This window comes from Paenibacillus sp. cl141a, assembly GCF_900109305.1.
Classification (GTDB): Bacteria; Bacillota; Bacilli; order Paenibacillales; family Paenibacillaceae; genus Paenibacillus_AQ; species Paenibacillus_AQ lautus_A.
The window spans coordinates 586,572-603,244 of the sequence record NZ_FNZO01000003.1; the positions used below are offsets into that span (position 1 = coordinate 586,572).

A 16,673-nucleotide genomic window follows, 5' to 3' on the forward strand; every position below is an offset into this window, starting at 1 on the left:
GTTTGATAACACCGATAGCTGTCCTTCTGCACTCATGGGGTGCGGATGGGCAGCTATTTTGGTTTAGGCAGCGGAATAACGGGCCCTCATCCGAATAATGTAGAACATATGTGCCGATCAGGTAGCCTGATATGTTAAAATTAAAAAGTGAGAGCAAATGGATCATTCATGAAACCGGCTTGCAGAAGAGGGATAAGCGGATGAAAAAAACGATAGGCATGTTCGCCCACGTGGATGCGGGCAAGACCACGCTGGCGGAGCAATTGCTATATACGACCCATACGATTCAGGAGCGCGGCCGGGTGGATCACCAGAGCGCATATCTTGATCGTCATGACATTGAAAAAGAACGGGGCATTACCGTATTTGCCGATCAGGCCACCATGCATTTTAACGGTTCCACGTATTATTTAATCGATACGCCGGGTCACGTCGACTTCTCGCCGGAAATGGAGCGGGCCATACAAGTCATGGATGCCGCCGTTGTCGTCATCAGTGCCGTGGAAGGTGTCGAGGGGCATACGGAGACGGTGTGGCAGTTACTGCGCAAGCATGGCGTACCGACGTTCCTGTTTATCAATAAAATCGACCGGGTAGGCGCAGACGTGCCGCGCGTGCTGGCGGAGATTCGCAGCGAGCTTGCCGAAGACGTCTGTTTGATCACCGAGGAGGATGTGCTGCAGGAAGGCCTGATGCAGTCTTCGCTCATTGAGTTTATTGCGGAGCGGAACGAGAAGCTGCTGGAGCTTTATATGGAAGAAGGGTATGAGGCTTCGCGGTGGCTGGATGCAATGATAGCAATGGTACGGAAGGGGGAGCTGTTTCCGTGCTTCAGCGGATCCGCCCTGCAGAACGTGGGCGTAACCCATTTCATGCATCAGCTGGATCTGCTGACGGTAACGGATTACGATCCCGAGGCAGCATTTGCCGGGAGGGCTTATAAGATTCGCCATGATGAACAGGGCGCCCGGCTGACCTATATCAAAGCCACTGGCGGCACGCTGCAGGTGCGGGATGAAATCACGTATGTCTCCGGAACGGAGACGATCACGGAGAAGGTGACGCATATCCGCTTGATCAATGGGGGGCGGGCAACCCCTGTCGACCGTGTGCATGCGGGCGACCTATTTGCGATTACCGGCATTTCCGCTGCTGCGGCAGGAGTCGGGATGGGGGCTCTTAGCGGCCGGACGGTGTACGAGCTGGTGCCGACGCTGAAGTCCAAGGTGCAATTCGAGTCCTCGATTCATCCCAAGGATATGCTGCGCTGCTTCCGGCTGCTGGATGCGGAGGATCCTTCCCTGTCCGTGCAGTGGGACGAGCCGGCACAGGCGATTCATATTCATGTGATGGGCATCATTCAGCTTGAAGTGCTGGAACGAATCGTGTTTGAGCGGTTCGGTTACCGCATTGCCTTCGGCGAGCCGGAGATTTTATATAAAGAGACCATAACGGAGGCTGTTGTGGGAAGCGGCCATTTTGAACCGCTGAAGCATTACGCGGAGGTGCACCTCCGGCTGGAGCCGGGAGAGCGGAACAGCGGCATCGTGTTTGCCAATGCGTGCCATCCGGATATGCTGCCGGTCAATTATCAGCATCTGGTTGCCCAGCATGTTGGCGAGAGGGATCATCACGGGCTGCTTACAGGTTCGCCTGTCACTGATCTCAAGATTACCCTGTTGAAGGGACGGGCGCACAACAAGCATACGCATGGCGGCGATTTCAGGGAAGCCACGTATCGCGCTTTGCGACAGGGGCTGGAGAAAACAACCAGTCTGCTGTTGGAGCCATACTATCATTTCAAGGTAAAGGTGGATGCCGAGTTTATCGGACGGTTAATGTCGGATTTGACCCAGGCCAAAGCAAGCTTCGATCCTCCGGAAACGGTGGGAGACAAGGTAACGGTCACGGGATCGGCACCCGTATCCACCATGATGAAATATGGAATGGAATTAGCGGCGTATACCAAAGGAAGAGGTACGATATCGCTGGTATACGGCGGATATGACCGGTGCCATAACGAGGCAGAGGTCATTGAACGCAAAGGATACGACAAGAACGCAGACCCGGAATACAGCTCCTCTTCGATATTCTGCGCCAAGGGAAGCGGTTATGCGGTGCCTTGGGATGAAGCGGATCGCCACATGCATGTGTGATGCGGTGGAAGAGACTAAGTAGAGGCAAGAGATTCGCGGTTGTAAGGGAGTTGGAGGATTCATTCAATAAGGTGTGATTGAGAATAGCTGTGGGATTCGTGTATGTACATGCTGGTTCATGAAGAGGATCTTCTCGAAAAGAACCGGGGAGAGGGTTTATTGATATCCGTAATGAGTAACGCACGCGTCATATCAAAACTTAACGCGTGCGCATACGGGAGGCGTTTATGAAGAGAGGGAGCCTTTTTCTACAGGCTGACCGCGCGATGGCCGCATCGTCCAATACGTAATGGCGGTCGTAATCAGCATCAAGACGCCTGTCATTAAGAATACCGAGTGAATGTTAAAGATGCCGCTGATCATGCCGCCCGCGAGCGGCCCGGCCATCCCGCCGATTTGGTTGGCGGTTTGGTTGAGGCTGAACGCGCGCCCGCGGAATTCGCTTGGCGTATGTTTGACCACAAGGCCGTTAAGTGCCGGGAACACGGCACAAAAGAACGCGCCATAAGCAAAGCGGATGGCCGAGAATGCCCAAATGTTGCTGAACAGGATCTGGGCGAGCGATCCGATTCCGCTGGCGAGCAGGCCGATCAGCAGCACCTTTTGGAACCCGATTTTATCGGCCAGGCGTCCCCAGCGGGCCGCAAACAGGATGCTGGCGATCCCGACGATGGAGAACACAAAGCCGGCAATCATCGAGGTATGCGATGAAGAGCCGCCGATCTGAGCGATATACAGCGGCAGTACGGGCTCGATCGTCATGACGGAGAACTGCGTCAGTACCGTAAGCATGAGCACGGTCATCAGCGCCTTGTTGTGCCCGGCGACCTTAAACGTGTTCATGACGGAGACGCGCTCTTTGCTGGGTACGAATTTCTCTTCTTTGACCCAGAATATGACGAGCAGCGTGGCTGCGAAGCACAGCATCCCTGCCAATCCGAATGCCATCCGGTTGCTGAACAGGGAGGCCAGGGTGCCTCCGATCATCGGGCCCATGATGCCGCCGGTTGCGGTGGCCGTGGACATCATGGAGAGGGCGTAGCCGACTTTTTTCTCGGGGGTATTGGTGCCTACGATCGCGATCGCGCCCGGAATAAAGCCGGAGAGCAGGCCTTGCAGCAGGCGGAGAATCAGCACTTGATACTCGTTCGTGACGAATGCCATCAGTACATAGATGACAAAGAGCACTAAGCCCGCGCGGATAATCATCGGTTTGCGTCCATATTTATCGCCGACGGCTCCCCAGAAGGGAGAGGACAAGGCGCCCGCAAAAAAAGCGGAACTGAACAGCAGTCCCGACCACAATTCCGTATGCTTGGTAACGCCGAGCTCAATCAGAAAAAGCGGGAGAAATGGTATGACCATCGAGAAGCTTGATGAAACGATAAATGAGCCGAACCATAGTATCCATAAATTCTTTTTCCAACTTTCCATGTCTTCTTCATCTCCTGATGTGCGATTTGTTGTACTCCTTCGAGCTTCGCCTCCTGTCTTGTTTAAATAAGTAATGGTGTATGTATTACATGTATCAGAAATAAAGAAAGTGTAAGCTTCATGGGCTTACCCACCTTATTTTTGGAAGAACCGCTTCCTTTACATGTGGATCTTTCATTGGGGTAAGTACGTCGATAAACGTATGACTTTGCGGTCTCGATTGGTGTTCAGTCCATCCGTGCATCGGTTGAGGTCCCAACAGGGCAATCCGGATGGGGATAAAGCAAAACGCCCCCCCAATTTGGTAAACTGGAATCAACCAGACTACCGCACTAAAGCGAAAGGCGTGCAACTTCATCCTACACCACATGTTTTGGATTGGGAAGAGGCGGGGAATGGGGTTAGAGCGGTCGGCGACTCATTTGGGGATGAGGCGGAACCGCCGGTTTATCGCATAAATAAAGGGCTTTCAGGATTCCATGAGACGTGGATGCAAGATAGTAAAAATTATTTTTTGGGGAGATCTGATATGAGAGAAACGCTGAAGGATCTATATTCGAATACATTGTTCCAACAAGTGACCGACCGGCTGAAGGAGGCTTATCCGGCATTCGATGCGGACCGGTTCATGACGCTGATTCATAATGAAGCCTGGGAGCAGGAGGAGTTCAAGCAGCGCATTCGGCATATTACGCTGGCCTTAACGGACACGCTGCCTGCTTCTTACCGGGAAGCCGTCGGGATCCTGAAGCAGGTGGCTCCGCATTTCAGAGGCGTGGAATACGTGTTTTTTCCCGACTATGTCGAGGTGAACGGCATGGATGATCTGGAGACGTCGATGGAAGCATTGGCGGTATTCACGCATTCTTCCACGGCGGAGTTTGCCGTCCGGCCTTTTATCATCCGGGACCAGGATCGGATGCTGGCCCAGATGATGGCATGGGCGCAGTCCGATGACGAGCATCTGCGCCGATTGGCGAGCGAAGGCTGCAGACCGCGCCTGCCTTGGGCGCCGCAGCTGCCGGCCCTGATTAAGGATCCGCGCCCGGCGCTGCCGATTCTGGAGCAGCTGAAAGAGGACTCCTCCTTGTATGTTAGAAAAAGCGTCGCCAATCACCTGAACGACATCTCCAAGGATCACCCGGAGCTTGTGTTGGAGATCGCCGCCAAATGGTACGGCAAGCATCCGCTAACGGATTGGATCGTACGTCATGCGCTGCGTTCGCTGCTGCGTAAAGGGGATATCCGGGCACTGGCCATTTTCGGATACGAGGAGCTTGAGAAGCTGGAAGGACTGGAGGTGCGCGAGCTGCGCATCAAACGTTCCGTGATTACGATGGGGGACAATTTGGAGTTCGCTTTTCAGGTAGTCAACGAAACCGGCTATCCGATGGCGCTCCGCATCGATTACGAGATCGATTATATGAAGGCAAGCGGCAAGCTTGCGCCGAAACGCTATAAATGCTCGGACAAGATTTATGCGCCGGGATGCTGGAAGGTCGAGAAGAAGCAATCGTTTAAGCCGATCTCCACCCGCCGTTTCTATTCCGGCGATCACCGCCTTCACATCGTCGTGAACGGCAAGCGGTTGGCGAGCATGGATTTTGTGCTGGAGGGCGCGGAGTAAGAGTAGGGGCGTGGTGCAGGACGATGTAGTGGCAAACCTGGGGGCAGGTCGTGCACAGACAAACCTGTAATGGAGGAATCCTGGAACCAGTTGAAGGATTGGGACGATTCCGTTTTAAAGTTTTGTACATCGTGTGCACTGCTCCCTGTGCGCACGGTGCGTGGTCGTTGGGGCGTTCCTGGATGGCTGTCGACCGCTGAGATGTTAAGGAGGTTCTGACCACAGGATTTTGAAATCCCAATGCGGTATCCCTGGCATAAAGGTAAGGGAAAGTAATCTCCTTAGGCAAAGAAAAGAGAGTTAAGAGCAATAGCCCCGCACGGTGATCATGCGCCAGTAACAGCCACAGAGGATAATGTGAGGCAAGTTTTCCGATGGGAGGGCTTGTTTTTGTTTTGCACAAAACCGAGTGCCATGCGGATTATGGCAACACTATCAAATGTGTGGAAATCAAGTTAGCAGGTAGAAGAGAAGCCGGACTTTTGGTACACTAGATAAGTTGAAAAGCTTTCAAATGGTTTACAAACAATTGATATAGATGTCGGATGCCCTGTTCTAGGAACATAGAGTATGGCTAGCAGGTTTCAATGGAAGAATAGTAGTACACAGCACGCCGGCTTGGACCGGTCTGGGAGGATATAGATGGACACGAAAGCACTACGAAGAGAAGACGTGGAGCTGCTGGCGCCGGCAGGGGATTGGGATTGCATGCGGGCCGCGGTGGCGAACGGGGCGGACGCGATCTTTTTTGGGGTCGAAAAATTTAATGCGCGCGCACGGGCGAACAATTTCCGGATGGACGAGCTGTCCGAAATTATGGCCTTCTTGCACAGTTACGGGGTTAAGGGGTTCCTGACCTTCAATATCCTGGTGTTCGAGAACGAGCTGGAGGATGCCAAGGAGCTGATCGATGCGTGCGTGGATGCCGGCGTGGATGCGGTGATCGTGCAGGATCTGGGTTTGGTGAAAATGATTCGCGAGATTTCCCCGGATTTCCCGATCCACGGCTCAACGCAGATGACGATTACGTCGCCGGAGGCCGTCGAGTTTACGAAGCCGTTCAACATGGAACGCGTCGTGCTGGGACGAGAGAACAATCTGAAGCAAATCCAGAAGATCGGGGAGCAGGCGAAGCTGCCGATGGAGGTATTCGTGCATGGTGCGCTATGCGTGTCCTACTCGGGCCAATGCCTGACTTCCGAAATGTGGGGCGGCCGGTCCGCCAACCGCGGAGAGTGCGCCCAGGCCTGCCGTCTGCCGTACGATCTGATCGTGGATGGCGAGCAGAAGCCGATGGGCGACGTTGCCTACCTGCTCTCGCCAAAAGACCTGGCAGCGATCGATCTCATGCCGGAGCTGATTGAAGCGGGCGTGACCTCGTTCAAGATCGAGGGCCGTTTGAAGAGCCCGGAATACGTGGCTAACGTCGTGAGCAAGTACCGGAAGGCGATCGACCGGTATTTTGACGGCGAGGATGCGAGACCGAGCAAGGAAGAGGTTCGTGAGCTGCAGCAGAGCTTCTCCCGCGGCTTTACCCATGGTTTCCTGGATGGAACGAACAATAAAAAGCTGGTTGAAGGCACGTTCCCGAAAAGCCGCGGCGTGTACCTCGGCCGGGTGGAGCAGATTCTGCGCGACGGGGTCGTCTGCAAGCTGGATGCGCCGCTGAAGCGCGGGGACGGCATCGTGTTTGATGCCGGGGACCCAACGAAAAAAGAAGAAGGCGGACGCGTCTACGACGTGCGCCGCAAAGGCGTCAAGCTGGAGGGCGAGGCGCAGGAAGGCTGGATCGTCGATATCGTTCCCGGCCGGAGCGACGTGGACCTGCGCAAGCTGCATGTCGGCGATCGGATCTGGAAGACGAATGATCCGGCGCTGGATAAGCGCCTTCGTCAGACGTACGAGACGGAGAAGCCGTACCGGGTATTCCCGGTACATGTGCGCGTCAGCGGCCGTCCTGGGCAGCCGCTGTCGACCTGGTGGACCGATGTGCAGAAGGGCACGACGGTCCAGGTGGATTCGGAGCTGGAACTGGAGATTGCCCAGAAGCGGCCGCTGAGCCAGGAAATCCTGGAGGAGCAGCTTGGCCGCCTGGGCGGAACGGTGTTCCAGCTTGAGGCACTTGACGTCGACCTGTACGGCGACGTCATCGTGCCGATTCGCGAGCTCAACAGCATCCGCCGCCGTGCGGTGGAGCTGCTCGCCGGCGAGCGGCCGAAGCCGCCCGTGTACGTGAAACGGGCGGTGTCGGTGTATGGCGATGCGGCTGCGCCCGCAGCGCCCGTGGCCCGCGGTGAGGCGAAGCTCACCGCGCTGTGCCGCAGCCTCCCGCAGGTTGAGGCTGCGCTTGAGGCCGGCGTCGAGATGATCTACGCCGACTTCGAGTTCATCAAGCAGTTCCCGGCAGCGGTGGAAGCCGTGCGTGCAGCCGGCAAACAGATTGCGCTGGCAACGCCGCGCATTCACATGCCGGGCGAGAACGGCTACCACAACAACATCCTGCGCCTCCAGCCGGACGCTGTGCTGGTGCGCAATACCGGTGCGCTGTATTTCTACCTGCGCCACCGGATGGAGAACCCGGGGGCGAAGCATCCCCGGCTGATCGGCGACTTCTCCCTGAACATTGCCAACCACAAGGCGGTTGATCTGTTCGTCGAAGCCGGATGCGACGCCGTCACGCCTTCCTATGACCTGAACATCCAGCAGATGGTGGATCTTCTCGGGAAGGCCGACACATCCAAGATGGAGATCGTCATCCATCAGCATCTGCCGATGTTCCATACGGAGCACTGCGTGTACTGTACGTTCCTCAGCGAAGGGACGGACTTCACGAACTGTGGACGTCCTTGTGAAGAGAGCCGTGTATCCCTGCAGGACCGGATCGGCATGTCCCACCCGGTACGGGTCGACGAAGGCTGCCGTAACACCGTGTACAATGCCATTGAGCAATCCGGCGCCGAGTACCTGGCCAACTTCATGGAGCTGGGCGTATCCAGCTACCGCGTGGAGTTCCTCGAGGAAACGCCGGAGCAAGTCCACGAGGTCATCGATCTCTACAACCGCGCCTTGCGCGGCGAGATCAGCGGCACCCAGGTGTGGAAGAAGCTGAAGGCGACCAACCAGCTTGGCGTTACGCGGGGGCAGTTGGTGAAGTAAGGAAGCAGCACGCGTATTGCGTTTATATCGAGATAATATGAAGGAGTGATGCCAAGTTAGGCATCACTCCTTTTTGCGTCGGAACGCTTCGTTTCGGCTCGTTCATGGCGGTGCTTGGATCGGTAATGGAATAGAAACCCGACGTTCGGCTCGACGACCCACCCGAAGCCGCGTTTGATCCAGGACGAGGATAGCAGCCAGGTTATGACTGCGCCGAGCAGAATCAGCAGCAGCTTGCCTCCCGTGGACCGGAACGCTTCGAACCAGCCCAGATGCTGCATTGTTTTGACGATGAACCCGTGAAGCAAAAAGACGTACATGGTATTCACCCCACGGTCCGTGAAGGGCGTATCCGATCTCGGAATGAGGGAGAGGACGCATAGTCCCATGATGACGGTGAACCCGTAAGTGATCATACGGTAGAGGCCTGCATACCACGAGTTCAGGCCAAACTCCAGGTAAGGCATCGCCCCGTAGAACCAGTTAGTTGGCAGGATCCGCGACACGACATACAGCAGGACAAATCCGGCGGAGAGCAGGATGATCGATAGCAGTTGAAATGGCCGGGCCTTGATGGCCTCCAGCCATTCCCTTTTGAAAACATATCCGATGAGAAAAAAGGGCAGGAAGTACAGCGTGCGCGAAATGCTTGCATAATAGTCGACATCGATCGAGTACCCGAGCATGATGGACATCGCGAAACAGACGACGAGTGGGTATTTGAGCATCAGCAGGTACGGCAGAAGCATTTTCCACAGCATCATGCTGAACAGGAACCACAGGATCCAATTGGGGTAAAAGTACGTGAAGTCGAGCCGATCCAAGCCTTGCATGTAGTAGTCGAACAGGGTATAGAGCGTCTCAAATATGAAATACGGCACGACCAGTCCCGACAGCAGGCCGACGTATTGTTTGGGGGATTGAATGCACTTGGCGAAATAACCGGCCGCAAAAATAAACAGCGGCATATGAAACGAGTAAATGAACTGATAGATCGCTCCCATCGCTGCTTCGCCGTTAAACGGCTCGATGAGATGCCCCACGACCACCAACAGGATCAGTATGAATTTGAGGTTATCGAAATAGGCGTCTCTCGCTTTCATCAGCAACCAGCTCCTTTGGCTTTTTGGTCCATCGAAGTTTCGTACTAGTATATCGGAGGGGTCTTGGTCATTTCCATGGATAAAACTGGATTTTGTTATCTGGGGTTATCGAATTTAACTTGTTTAAAGCTGTACTGACAACCGATAAAAGACGAGAGAGCCATTCCCGGTTTCCCGAATAACGACTCGAGATGGAAGAGGGATTTTGCAAGACACAAACGGCTGATGTCCGGCGTACCGCTGATTACTAGGGAGGTTATGGCCGATACTAATTCCAGATTCTCAATAGCGCCTTCTTCGCAGGCGTTTGGCATCTTCTGTTCCAATAACCAATTTACCGACTGTAGTAACGTCAAACTTGGCGAAGAGAGGGCAACGCGGCCAAAGCGGCAAAGTCACGAATCATAAGTCGTCTAATTTTGACAATAACCGATTTTAATCGAAGGTTGGTCGGACTCATGGTACAATGGCATCAATATATTGGGAGACTTATGGGAATGGAGAAGATAGGATGAACATTCGTAAAGCGATCATACCGGCTGCAGGGCTTGGTACGAGGTTCCTGCCGGCTACGAAAGCGATGCCCAAAGAAATGCTACCCATTGTGGATAAGCCGACCATACAATACATTATCGAAGAAGCGGTCGCTTCCGGTATAGAGGACATTATCATTGTAACGGGTAAGGGGAAGCGGGCGATTGAGGACCATTTTGATTCTTCCTTTGAGCTGGAACATAATTTAGCGGAGAAGGGTAAGTGGGGACTTCTCGAAGAGGTGCGTAAACCCTCCAACATGGCGGATATCCACTATATTCGGCAAAAAGAGCCCAAGGGGCTGGGCCATGCCATTTGGTGCGCACGCAAATTCATCGGGGACGAGCCGTTTGCGGTGCTGCTCGGCGACGACATCGTGGAGTCGGAAGTACCCTGCCTAAAACAGATGATGAAGGTCTACGACTCCTACCAATCTGCCATTGTGGGCGTTCAGCCCGTCGATTGGAATGAAGTCGATCGTTACGGGATCGTAGATGGACTTCAGAAATCAGACCGAATCTATGAAACATCGAGACTGGTAGAGAAGCCATCCCGTGCCGAGGCTCCTTCCAACCTAGCCATTATGGGCCGCTATATTTTGCCGCCGGATATCTTCGATTTGCTGGAGAATCAAGAGGTTGGGAAGAACGGAGAAATTCAGCTGACTGATGCGCTTTCCACCTTAGCTCATCGGAGTCCGATCTATGCATATCACTTTGACGGGATGCGCCATGATGTCGGCGAGAAGTTAGGTTTTATTGAGACCAGCATTCATTATGCATTGCAGCGAGAAGAGTTAAGAGATGATTTAATTGCTTATTTGAGTGGGGTTTTGGCGAAGGTGCAGTAGAGTAGAGTATCCTAATAAGACATAACATATGAAAAAAGGGACAGTTAGGTAGAGGTTTTCTACCACGAACTGTCCCTTTTTAATTAGAATTGAAGATCAGCAAGCTGTTGAACATTTTGCTTCGCATTCGGATCAACTTGAGTTAGTTTCCCCATAAGGGCATCATCGCTTAAGTTTTGCTTTTGCAATGCTGCCAGATACCAACGAACAATTTCTTGTTGGGTTGTTTGCGAGAGATCTTCTTGTATGCCAAGCTTAAGTGCTTCCGAAGCTTGTTCGGGCTGATTCATCATGAAGTACATTTTGCCTGCATGGAGAATCATATCGGGTGTGTTTTCAAAAGGATTACCTTGTAGTTGCCCTTCCGGTAGTGTGGTAAGGTGTTGAATGCCGGCTTGGACATCAGTGAATGCCTTAGTTGCTTGCGTGAAGTATTTGTCCTTCGCTTCTGTATCACCTGTACCGAGAGCTTTAGTTCCCAGATCGTATCCTTTATTGATAATCTGTTCGTACCAATTAATGTCCCATTTAAATTTATGAGCGTTGCTGATAAGTACTTCATAAGCCCGTTCCGGTTCCTGTTTCATTTCATAACTTTCGATTAGGCTCTTGAGCATCGATTTGTTATAAGGCTCATCTTTTAATGCTTTGTTAAGCAATGCAACCGATGCGTTATAAAAATTATCGTCTTGATTTTGCTTAAACACACTCTGATAGAGAGCTGCGGTTAACAGTACCGAGTCAGGATGGCTTGGGCGTATGCTCAGGTCTTTATCAAGGGGAGCTTTAATTTCCTTAAAGGAAGTGCTGACCTGAACGACTCTACGTGCTTCCATCCCCGAGTCTACAGCTTGTATATACCGGATGGATGTAATCATAACGAGAATAGCGCAAAGACCGACGATTGTACTGTAAGTACCTCTGGCCGTAGAATCTTTTACGCTCCATTTTTTCATTGGTTTATTATCCATTACCGCAGCCATTCCGCCAAGTCCCAGGAATACAAGAATTCCCATGAACACGTAACTCAAGTTAAAGTCCAAGATACTATGAATTAAAATTGAAAGGACGATTATGGGATACAGGAAGTGACTATTGCGTTCTTCCTCACTGCCTTTGATATAACCTCGGATATACTTATAGAAAGTATACAGAATAAACGACATGAATATCAAAAATCCGACAATTCCGACCTCGATCAAATACTGTAAAAAGAAGTTATGCGCTTGGAGGCTTGTATACGGGTTGTTCTGATACTGCTCATAGAGTGAAGCCCACGCTCCGCCACCAGCTCCGATGATTGGGTAATCTGCAAGCACCTTCATAGCATCTTTATAGAACGTAAAGCGCTCCAGAACGCTGTGCTGATTAAAGTTAATATTCTCTAATCGGACGCTAATGTTTTGTGGCAATATATTTTTCAAACCAGTACCAATGAATAGGAAGATCAGCAGTCCTCCAATTATAACGGAACCAAGCGGAATCCATAGGTTGGATGTCTTTTTAGAGGACCAACTGTCTAAAGCTTGTTCAAGTTTAGGAGCGATAAAACTTTGCATAACCCATCCGAGGAGTCCTACAATAGCGGACGCACCGAGCAAAATTCCCCAGCCCTTAAGGGCACTACTGCCGCTGAAGGCTTCATTTAAACTCAATCCTAGCTCAGTAACCGGTTTAGAGATAATCAGCGAAACCACGCCTGCTATACCGCAGTACAGGATCCATAATAATTGTTTAGCTGGCTTCAGAAATAGGAGTAACAAAACAAACACAACAGGTAACATCACCAGACCGCCTCGAGACAATGTCAAGAGTAGCGATACTATGATGGGTACCAACATGAAGCTATGAAAGGCTTGCCCGTACCATTTCCGTGACGTCGTAACAAAAAAGACTGCCGCGAAAAGGAATGCCATTAGAAATGCCGCATAAGTATTCGCGTACTGGAATACGGAAGTCAAACGAAGACCGTTAGAATCAGTCATGACCGCATGGGTGTATATGCCGTTTGATACGGTATTGGAAAACCATTTTGCAATGGTACCAGCAGTCTTGCCCTGCCCAAACCAATGGAGCAACCCGAATCCAACAATAAGATATGCTACAGTCATAATGGTATTTTGAATGATTCGGTTCCCTAACTTGTCACGGAGTACGTACAGTCCAATGATAAACATAATGGCGTAGATACAATTAATGATAACCATATTCATGGCAAGAACATGGGAGGCAGCGCTAATGAGCGAGAGTATGTAAGTTAAGGGAAGTAAAAGCACACCTATAGCGAACCAATCTCTTTGATCTTTTAATTGGATGCTTTTATAGGAATGAGCAATCCAGAGAAATATTATTAGACATGCTAAGATCGCAGCCAAGAAAATCGGTTTCTCATATTCTAACTTTTGTCCGTTGAATAGAGCCGTTTGGAAAGGGATCCAAGCTAGAAACAGAATAATTCCTGAGATCAATACCCAAAATAAAGCCGATGCTCTCGTCTCCCCTTGTCTCGACTCAACGGTCTTTTTACCGTATACTGGATTCGACAACGTAATTTGCTCCTTTTCGTGTTGATACGACAATATTTTAGCATAACTCTAGTAACAGAGACCACTTGTATTGAAAAAAGATGTCCCGCTTCATCTGCGTATGATACGTGAATTATTTTAGCATAAATCGATAGGACTAAACCATTTATCAACTAAGATATTCTGATGTTTTGAATTCCTATATGGAGGTAAGTATGCTGCTGACTATTTCGGATTATTTATTTGATTGAAAACTTAACTAATTATTTTCACAAAATAATTTAATTGGAAACACTAAGAAAATGAAGAAGTCGGTGATTATTTTGAATTTCATTTATAACTTTCTAAAATACTTTGAGCTGTTAAAGCAACTAGTCGTTCGTGATCTAAAAGTAAAATATAGACATTCTATATTGGGAATACTGTGGAGTATACTTAATCCTCTTCTTTCGATGGTTGTGATCTCCATTGTGTTTAGCAACTTGTTTAGATTCGACATAGATAATTTTGCTGTTTATTTTATGAGCGGTAGTTTGATGTTCTCATTTTTTAGCGAAGCGACAAGCGTGGCAATGACCTCAGTAATTGGCGGAGCAAGTTTAATTAGTAAGGTATACATTCCAAAATATTTATTCCCGCTTTCAAAATGTCTGTCCTCATTTGTGCATTTTGTTTTAAGTTTCGTGGCTTTATTTATCATCATGCTTATAACAGGTATTAATATTAACTATACGATTTTTGCAATTCCTCTAGTTTTCACATTAATTCTGGTCTTTTCTATTGGAATTTCTTTGATTCTTAGCTCTGTAGCAGTATTCTTCCGGGATATGACACATTTGTATTCTGTATTAACGATGATGATGATGTATATGACCCCTATTTTTTATCCAGCAAGTATTGTACCGGAGAAGTTTAAGTTTATACATGATTACAACCCTTTATACTACTACGTTTTGTCATTCCGTGAGATTGTTCTTGAGCAAAGACTTCCGTCGCTGGATTTAATAATGATATGTTCTGCTATGTCTGTAACTGCGTTACTTATTGGCTTGTTTATTTTTTATAAACGTCAAGATAAGTTCATTTTACACTTGTAAAAGCAAGGGGAAAAAGTATATGAAGACAGAAATGATTGAAGTAGAAAATGTATCGATGAAATTCAATTTATATAAAGAAAGGGTGAATTCTTTCAAAGAATACTTTGTTAAAAGGCTTCAAGGAAAGATGAGTTATGAGGAGTTTTGGGCCATAAACGAGGTGTCGGTTACTATTCATAAAGGAGAGATTTTTGGAATAATCGGATACAACGGGGCAGGAAAGAGTACGCTGCTGAAACTTGTATCAGGAATAATGAAACCCACAACAGGTGCAGTGAAAATTAACGGTTCAATTGCACCCTTAATTGAGTTAGGTGCTGGATTTGATCCGGAACTTTCAGCAAGAGAGAATATTTATCTAAATGGTGCGGTACTAGGGTATTCTAAAGACTTCATGGATCGGAAATTCCAGGACATAATTGATTTTTCTGAATTAGAAAGCTTTGTTGATATCGCCGTGAAGAATTATTCCTCAGGTATGTATGCACGACTGGGTTTTTCAATTGCAACGTCAATTCGGCCGGACATATTAATTGTGGATGAGATTTTATCTGTCGGTGATATCAAGTTTCAGGAAAAAAGTATGAGTAGGATTAAGCAGTTGATAGATCATGGTACTACAGTCATTTTGGTGTCTCATAATCTTGACCAGGTTAAAAGTTTGTGTAGTAGAGTTATGTGGCTTCAAAAAGGTTACGTTAGACGTATTGGTCCTTCTGAAGAGGTTGTTGACGAATTTATAAAGGAAGGGTGAGATTATGCTGAAGTATGATGTCGACTTAAATGAAAACTCTGATAATTCTTTGTCACTAATATTAAGGAATGTTAAGAGGAATTCGGTGATATTGGAGTTTGGACCTGCGACAGGAAGAATGACGAAATACTTAAAGGAAAAATTAAATTGTGATGTCTATATTGTAGAATTAGATCCGGAATCCGCAAAAACCGCTTCTCAATATTCAAAGGATTGCTTAATAGGGAACATAGAAGATTTCGGTTGGCTTGAATATTTTGATGGAGTTAAATTTGATTATATTATTTTTGCTGATGTGTTGGAACATTTATATTATCCCCAAAGGGTTCTGCTAGAATCGAAGAGACTTTTAAGGGACGACGGTTCAATATTTATATCAATTCCAAATGTTGCACATAATTCTATTATCATTGATTTGATTAATAATAGATTTAATTACCAAGAAATTGGTCTGCTTGATAATACTCATATCCGATTTTTTACTTACTATAGTTTAATGGAAATGTTTGAAAGGGCTTATTTGAAGCCGGTCAAAAGTTTGGCTACTTATAATCGTCCTCATGATACTGAATTAAATAACAATTACGATTTTTTGGATAATGAAATGCTGAAGTTTTTATTGAAGAATAAGCAATTTGGAGAGGTTTATCAATTTGTATTTGAACTGAAGAGATCCAGTAATGAGGAGTTGATTGAAAGAAATATACAAACAACTCCTAACTATTACTTCACCCAGTTATTTGTAAATGATGGAAACGGTTTTAATGAATCTCAATCAATCGTTCAGTATGTAAACTACACCGAAAAAAAATTGGATATGGCATTTGATCTATCAAATTTCAATAATATTGCTCAAATAAGAATTGACCCACTGAATTCCCCGTGTATTTTAAAATTGAAAACTATAGTTATAAATAACGAGATTGAAATAAATAATTGGGAAACAAATTCAGCAATTGAATGGGGACAAGTTTTTGTATTTGATACAAACGACTCGCAAATACTAATAGATACTTCCCAGATAGGTGAGGTGTTCAAAATAGAAATCGCTTTTGAACTATTTGCCTACAACCCGGATTTCACGAGTTTGATTTCTCATTTTGTTGAGTATTGTAGTAGTTTTTTTACGGAACAAGAACAAGTATTGATGGATAAGAATAATACTATCTCAGCATTATCTAATCAAGTAAGAGCACTAAATGATAGTATGGAACAAAGTAACATTAAATTAAGTGATCTTCGATTGGAGTTAGAACAAGTTAAACAATCGAAAGAAAATGTTGTGGCCAAATTAACTTCCAAGGAAGAGGAAGTGACTGTATTACAAGAAGAACTGCAAAGTGTAAAGCAACGGTATGATCAAATTAACAACCAATTAATTCAATTAATGAATAGTAGGAAAGGGATTATATCAAAAATTTTCGGGAAATAATATGT

The 16,673-nt window shown here is 48.1% G+C and carries 10 protein-coding genes; 7 read left to right on the forward strand and 3 right to left on the reverse strand.

Annotated elements, in window-relative coordinates:
• Positions 1-200: 200 nt before the first annotated feature.
• The gene (locus tag BMX45_RS12560) at positions 201-2,156 is read left to right on the forward strand and encodes a GTP-binding protein (protein ID WP_090910000.1); all 1,956 of its coding nucleotides are present in this window, start codon (positions 201-203) and stop codon (positions 2,154-2,156) included.
• A 225-nt stretch (positions 2,157-2,381) separates the two neighbouring features.
• Here the strand turns inward: BMX45_RS12560 and BMX45_RS12565 are convergent, their stop codons facing one another.
• A complete protein-coding gene (locus BMX45_RS12565; RefSeq protein WP_090909955.1) occupies positions 2,382-3,590 on the reverse strand; it encodes an MFS transporter in 1,209 nt (402 codons plus the stop codon).
• Between the two features lie 529 nt (positions 3,591-4,119).
• On the opposite strand from BMX45_RS12565, the gene BMX45_RS12570 reads away from it, so the two are divergent.
• Both BMX45_RS12570 and BMX45_RS12575 read left to right on the forward strand, forming a co-directional pair.
• Entirely contained in the window at positions 4,120-5,217 is a 1,098-nt protein-coding gene (locus tag BMX45_RS12570; RefSeq protein WP_090909956.1) for a DNA alkylation repair protein, read from the forward strand.
• A 642-nt stretch (positions 5,218-5,859) separates the two neighbouring features.
• The gene (locus tag BMX45_RS12575) at positions 5,860-8,373 is read left to right on the forward strand and encodes a U32 family peptidase (RefSeq protein ID WP_090909957.1); all 2,514 of its coding nucleotides are present in this window, start codon (positions 5,860-5,862) and stop codon (positions 8,371-8,373) included.
• A 56-nt stretch (positions 8,374-8,429) separates the two neighbouring features.
• Here the strand turns inward: BMX45_RS12575 and BMX45_RS12580 are convergent, their stop codons facing one another.
• Entirely contained in the window at positions 8,430-9,476 is a 1,047-nt protein-coding gene (locus tag BMX45_RS12580) for an acyltransferase family protein (RefSeq protein ID WP_090909958.1), read from the reverse strand.
• A gap of 511 nt (positions 9,477-9,987) precedes the next feature.
• Between BMX45_RS12580 and galU the strand changes: the two genes are divergently transcribed.
• The gene (gene galU, locus BMX45_RS12585) at positions 9,988-10,860 is read left to right on the forward strand and encodes a UTP--glucose-1-phosphate uridylyltransferase GalU (protein ID WP_090909959.1); all 873 of its coding nucleotides are present in this window, start codon (positions 9,988-9,990) and stop codon (positions 10,858-10,860) included.
• Between the two features lie 83 nt (positions 10,861-10,943).
• Here galU and BMX45_RS12590 read toward each other — a convergent pair whose 3' ends face one another.
• A complete protein-coding gene (locus tag BMX45_RS12590; RefSeq protein ID WP_090909960.1) occupies positions 10,944-13,406 on the reverse strand; it encodes an O-antigen ligase family protein in 2,463 nt (820 codons plus the stop codon).
• A 281-nt stretch (positions 13,407-13,687) separates the two neighbouring features.
• Between BMX45_RS12590 and BMX45_RS12595 the strand changes: the two genes are divergently transcribed.
• Genes BMX45_RS12595 through BMX45_RS12605 form a run of 3 tightly spaced genes read left to right on the forward strand, consistent with a single transcriptional unit; the run spans position 13,688 to position 16,668 of the window.
• Entirely contained in the window at positions 13,688-14,482 is a 795-nt protein-coding gene (locus tag BMX45_RS12595) for an ABC transporter permease (protein ID WP_175495089.1), read from the forward strand.
• A 19-nt stretch (positions 14,483-14,501) separates the two neighbouring features.
• Positions 14,502-15,236, forward strand: coding sequence for an ABC transporter ATP-binding protein (locus BMX45_RS12600; protein WP_254778047.1), 735 nt, complete (start codon positions 14,502-14,504; stop codon positions 15,234-15,236).
• A gap of 4 nt (positions 15,237-15,240) precedes the next feature.
• Positions 15,241-16,668, forward strand: a complete 1,428-nt coding sequence (locus BMX45_RS12605; RefSeq protein ID WP_090909961.1) for a class I SAM-dependent methyltransferase — start codon at positions 15,241-15,243, stop codon at positions 16,666-16,668.
• Positions 16,669-16,673 lie beyond the last annotated feature (5 nt).

What these genes read in the sequence shown, in the direction of transcription:
- BMX45_RS12605 (WP_090909961.1), top strand. Translation starts at nt 15,241, where the DNA reads ATGCTGAAGTATGATGTCGACTTAAATGAAAACTCTGATAATTCTTTG.
- galU (WP_090909959.1), top strand. Translation starts at nt 9,988, where the DNA reads ATGAACATTCGTAAAGCGATCATACCGGCTGCAGGGCTTGGTACGAGG.
- BMX45_RS12600 (WP_254778047.1), top strand. Translation starts at nt 14,502, where the DNA reads ATGAAGACAGAAATGATTGAAGTAGAAAATGTATCGATGAAATTCAAT.
- BMX45_RS12560 (WP_090910000.1), top strand. Translation starts at nt 201, where the DNA reads ATGAAAAAAACGATAGGCATGTTCGCCCACGTGGATGCGGGCAAGACC.
- BMX45_RS12580 (WP_090909958.1), bottom strand. Translation starts at nt 9,476, where the DNA reads ATGAAAGCGAGAGACGCCTATTTCGATAACCTCAAATTCATACTGATC.
- BMX45_RS12565 (WP_090909955.1), bottom strand. Translation starts at nt 3,590, where the DNA reads ATGGAAAGTTGGAAAAAGAATTTATGGATACTATGGTTCGGCTCATTT.
- BMX45_RS12570 (WP_090909956.1), top strand. Translation starts at nt 4,120, where the DNA reads ATGAGAGAAACGCTGAAGGATCTATATTCGAATACATTGTTCCAACAA.
- BMX45_RS12575 (WP_090909957.1), top strand. Translation starts at nt 5,860, where the DNA reads ATGGACACGAAAGCACTACGAAGAGAAGACGTGGAGCTGCTGGCGCCG.
- BMX45_RS12595 (WP_175495089.1), top strand. Translation starts at nt 13,688, where the DNA reads ATGAAGAAGTCGGTGATTATTTTGAATTTCATTTATAACTTTCTAAAA.